General features: G+C 22.7%; 6 protein-coding genes. All 6 read right to left on the minus strand.

Going from position 1 to position 4,299, the window contains the following annotated elements; genetic code table 11:
* On the minus strand, positions 1-308 hold a 308-nt coding region (locus Q1J78_RS08625; protein ID WP_300279065.1), incomplete at its 3' end, for an ABC transporter permease.
* Between the two features lies 1 nt (position 309).
* Positions 310-1,104, minus strand: a complete 795-nt coding sequence (locus Q1J78_RS08630) for an ABC transporter permease (RefSeq protein ID WP_300279068.1) — start codon at positions 1,102-1,104, stop codon at positions 310-312.
* On the minus strand, positions 1,097-2,020 hold the full coding sequence (locus Q1J78_RS08635; RefSeq protein WP_300279071.1) for an ABC transporter ATP-binding protein: 924 nt from the start codon (positions 2,018-2,020) through the stop codon (positions 1,097-1,099). The genes Q1J78_RS08630 and Q1J78_RS08635 overlap by 8 nt, the downstream gene beginning before the upstream one ends.
* 66 nt (positions 2,021-2,086) lie before the next feature.
* Entirely contained in the window at positions 2,087-2,950 is an 864-nt protein-coding gene (locus tag Q1J78_RS08640) for a sensor histidine kinase (protein WP_301118258.1), read from the minus strand.
* A 67-nt stretch (positions 2,951-3,017) separates the two neighbouring features.
* Positions 3,018-3,719, minus strand: a complete 702-nt coding sequence (locus Q1J78_RS08645) for a response regulator transcription factor (protein ID WP_300279075.1) — start codon at positions 3,717-3,719, stop codon at positions 3,018-3,020.
* Between the two features lie 127 nt (positions 3,720-3,846).
* On the minus strand, positions 3,847-4,299 hold a 453-nt coding region (locus tag Q1J78_RS08650), incomplete at its 5' end, for a YjdF family protein (RefSeq protein ID WP_300279077.1).

Raw genomic sequence — 4,299 nt, forward strand, 5'->3', positions numbered from 1 at the left:
ACAATTAACTTTGAAAAAATTAATTCTCTATATGAAATTGGAACTGTTAGTATATTTTTTATAGTATTATCATCATATTCCCTATTCATAATATATCCTGAAATTAATGTTATACAAACTGGAAAAACTAAAGTCATATTATTTTTTATAACTTGTTCATATAAGTATCTAAAATCCCAATAAGAACCATCATTAGCTGTCGATGTAAAAATAGTTAATACAACAGATAAAAGCATCATAAAGATTCCAGATAATAAAATATTGTATCTTTTTAATTTAATAAACTCTGTCTGTAATATACTAATCATTCTAATATTCACTTCTCTTTCTGTAGATAAAATCAATTAAAATAATTGAAATTATTCCTATAATACTTAGTATTAAAACTATTTCTATATCATTTGGAATTAAATTTAATTTCTGCAATATCGTTAAATCTAAATTTAAACCTCTACTATATAATTTTGATGAAGACCAAAATAGAGATAATGGTGTTGGAAGTAACCACATTAAAGCCTTTGGTAATACATCATATAGAGCTGTAGCTAATGTATTAAAACTAACCCAAAATATACATAATAATATAGAAAATACATATGTTTTGCTAAAAAAGACTATTGTCGCTATAAGTGGAAGTATTGATAACGCTGTAAAAATCCCCATATCAATAGCTATAATAAATTTATAAAAAATATCATTTGATATAAATACTATACCACCTAGAATATCAACTATTATTGTAGAAAACATACAAAATAATATCGAGTATATAAATATCAAAGATATTTTTGAAAATATTAATTTTGTAGATGTTATAGGTATAACTTTTAAGTTTTTAAATGTATCATTATCTCTTTCTTCAAAGAAAATTATTGTAGACATTATACCAAGTATACATGGTAATAAAAATTGCATACCATAAACAATTGTCATATCAAATAAAGAATCAAATGCTTCTACTTTATTTCTGTATACTCCTAATTCAAGCTGATTATTTATAAAAATCACAAATATTATAGGTACTATTATAGATAATATAAATATTATAGGTACTATCTTTTTCCTTTTTAACTTTAACATTTCACATTTAATAAGGTTAGTCAATATCTACACCTCCTGTGATTTTTTTAAAATAATCTTCTAAAGAGTCCTCTTTCATATAAATTTCCTCTATTCTTATATCTTCTTTAACAAACTTTCTTAACAATTCAGATATAGAAATTTTTAGGTCATATATTTTTATATTTCCTCTTTTTCCAACAGAATAATTTTTAATACCAAAATATTCCTCTAATATTTTGACTACTTTAAATTCATCTAATGTAAATAAACTAATATATTTTTTATTTGATTTTGTAAAATCTTCCATACTTTCTTCTTTGACTAATTTACCATTATCTATAATTCCAATATCATCAGCAATAAGTTCTATTTCTGATAATATATGACTTGATATTATAATTGTTTTTCCTTTATCTTTACACATTTTTTTTATGAATCTTCTGATTTCTACAATTCCTATTGGGTCAAGTCCATTGATAGGTTCATCTAGAATCAAAATTTCTGGATCATGCATAATTGCAAGTCCTATTGCTAATCTTTGCTTCATTCCCATAGAATACTGTGAAAATAATTTCTTATCATTATAAGGCAAGCCTACAATTTCAAGAGTTTCTTTTATAGAATTTTTCTTGGGAATACCTCTTAATTTTGCAAATATTTTTAAATTCTCAGTTCCTGTTAAATTAGGATAAAATCCTGGAGATTCTATCAAACAACCTATTCGTGGAAGTATTTCTTTGTAATTATTCTTCATTTCTTTTCCAAAAATTAAAATTTCTCCACTTGTAGGTTTTATAAGATTTAACATCATTTTCATAGTAGTTGTCTTACCTGCACCATTTTTACCTAAAATTCCATAAATTCTTCCTTTTTTTATATGCATATTTAGATTGGATATACATTCTTTACCATTATATTCTTTTGTTACATTATTTAGTTCTATTAAATATTCGTTCATATTTATTTCTCCTTCCTTTTTTCTTTAATTATATTATTTGAACCTTGCATATCCATGACAACAACCTTATATAAATCTTATATTTTTAAATTCAATTTTAAAATTACTTCCTTTGTTTAAACTACTTTCAACATTTATACTTCCATTCATTTTTTCAACCAATTCTTTTGTTATAAATAATCCTAATCCACTACCTTTATCGTTTCTATCTTGATTACACTTATAAAGTCTATCAAATATGTGTACTAAATTATCTTTACTTATACCAATTCCCTCATCTTTTATATTTATAATTAAATTTTTACTTTCTTCTCTAATGGATATATATATTTTTTTAGTTTTACTATGTTCTACTGCATTTTGAATAATATTATTTAATATTCTTGAATAAGCGTCTTTATCTATATTGCATTTAATCTCTTTTTCTTCTATTTCAATATCAAAAGATATATCTTTTTCCTCAAATATTAAAATCCAATTTTTAATTATTTCTCTACTTAGTTCTGTAATTTCTAAACATTCCAAATTCAAATTGTACTCATCTGAATTTAATTTAAACCAATCGAATATATTATCTAAATATTCTTTCAAGTGATATGATTTTTCTCTAACTATATCTATATAATTTATTATTTCTTTACAATCATCATAATTTTTATATCGTAATTCTTTTTTTATAGCATCAATATATCCTATTATAGAAGTTAAAGGTGTTCTTATATCATGAGAAAAATTAGTTAAAAGTTGATTATTTGATTTCTCTTTTTTACTAAAATCCATTATTTTTTCATCATATGTATATACAATTTCATTTATTTTATATATTATTTCAGAAAGTTTTCCATTGTCTGTTGCTAAAATCCTCCTTTTGTAATTTCCATATCTTATATCATCTATTATTAAAATAATTTCTTTTAATTTATTATTCATACTAAACAAATTTATTATTAAAATTATATTTAAAAAAATAGAAATTAAAAGTAAGATATACATAAAACTACACCTCCTTGTTGAATCTATATCCTATTCCTTTTACAGTTTGTATATATATAGGTTTTGAAGGATCTTTTTCTATTTTTTTTCTTAATCTACTTATCACAGACATAATATTATTATCATCAAATGTATATACTTCTTTCCAAACTGATTCATAAATTTGTTTTTTTGTTAGTATTCTTCCTTGATTTATTGCACATAGATATAGTAAATCAAACTCTTTTGGTAAAAGTTCTATAACTTTTGTTCCTAATTTGACTGAATATTCATCAGGTAAAATCGTAAGACCTTCAAAATATAAATTTTTTCTTGAATCTTCATTATTATCCGAATTATTGCTTAAATAGTATCTTCTTATTAAAGAATCTACTCTTGCCAAAAATTCTTCTGTATCAAATGGTTTTGTTATATAATCATCAGCTCCTAATCTAAGCCCCTTTACTTTACTAGATGTATCATCTTTTGCTGTAAGCATTAATATAGGAACATTATTTTTTTCTCTTATTATCTCAAGAGTTTTAAATCCATCTATTCCTGGCATCATAACATCTAAAATAATCATAATATATTCATTTTTATTTGATTTTTTTATTGCTTCTTCTCCACTAAAACATATTTCTGAATTAATGTTTTCTTTTTCTAGAATTAATTTTATTAAATTACATACTTCTTTATCATCATCTACAATTAATATATTTTTCATATTAAAATCTCCTAACAAATCTTATATATATGTATATTATCATATTAATATTGTATAAACCTTGTATTTTTATTAATAAGCTAAAAAAGAACTGTAATGATTAATTAACATTACAGTTCTTTTCTATTTAATGACCTTTATGCTTTTCTTTCTTTTTCAAAATGTGGATTTGTCTTTTTCTTTCATACTTAGCAATTTTTTTCTCTTTAGCAGAAATTTTCTTTTCTTGTTTAATTTGTTCGTGTTGTTTTTTCAAAGCTTGTTGAGCTTTTGTTCCAATAAAATCCTTTTCAATTTCTCTGCTTATTTTTCTTTGCATCCTCTTAGGATTTATTTTCTTTTCAAAATTATCATTTCCACAAATTGCAGGACTGAATTTTAAATTAAAGTAATTTTTCTGAAGATACTCATATACTTCGCAATCTTTTGGCTCTGATGTATTTATAATTATTTTACAAGCCCTATACTCATTATTAATTGTTTCTTCAAAAACTCCAATCCAAAATGGTTTTTCAAAAAATACAGTAAATTTTTCCGAAATTTTTTTCATATCCTGTTCCTCCTTATGTATAAAATACAT

It is taken from the genome of Peptacetobacter sp. (genome assembly GCF_029264495.1).
In the GTDB taxonomy this organism is placed as follows: domain Bacteria; phylum Bacillota; class Clostridia; order Peptostreptococcales; family Peptostreptococcaceae; genus Peptacetobacter.

Bases quoted from the DNA above. Each gene is read 5' to 3' on its own strand.
- Q1J78_RS08635 (WP_300279071.1), bottom strand. From the start codon at position 2,020: ATGAACGAATATTTAATAGAACTAAATAATGTAACAAAAGAATATAAT.
- Q1J78_RS08640 (WP_301118258.1), bottom strand. From the start codon at position 2,950: ATGAATAATAAATTAAAAGAAATTATTTTAATAATAGATGATATAAGA.
- Q1J78_RS08645 (WP_300279075.1), bottom strand. From the start codon at position 3,719: ATGAAAAATATATTAATTGTAGATGATGATAAAGAAGTATGTAATTTA.